The following is a 284-nucleotide window of genomic DNA, read 5'->3' as shown; positions in this document are numbered from 1 at the left end:
TCCATCGACACGGGCACCCCCGTGGCCGAGGGGCTGGCCGAGGGGCTCCCGGCCACCGCGAAGCTGGCGGGGACGGCGGTCGCGCTGGCCGTCCTGATCGCCGTGGCCGTCGCGTTCGCCTCCTGCCACACCCGGCTGAGCCGGCTCCGGGGGGCGCTGCAGGCCGTGCCGTCGCTGTTCGTCTCGGTGCCGGCCTTCTGGCTCCGCATCGTGCTCATCCAGGTGTTCTCGTTCCGGCTGCGGCTGGTGCCGGTGATCGGCGGCAGCGAGGTCCAGCAGCTCCT

Annotated in this window: 1 pseudogene; it reads left to right on the top strand. The window is 74.3% G+C overall.

From position 1 onward, the window contains the following. Nucleotides 1–284 (top strand): annotated as a pseudogene (locus HT134_RS44495) (ABC transporter permease); the annotation flags it as partial.

This window comes from Nonomuraea rhodomycinica, from assembly GCF_013363995.1.
GTDB classification, from domain to species: domain Bacteria; phylum Actinomycetota; class Actinomycetes; order Streptosporangiales; family Streptosporangiaceae; genus Nonomuraea; species Nonomuraea rhodomycinica.
The sequence above is the reverse complement of the archived record's forward strand: the minus strand, read 5'-3'. Positions and strand labels throughout refer to the sequence as shown.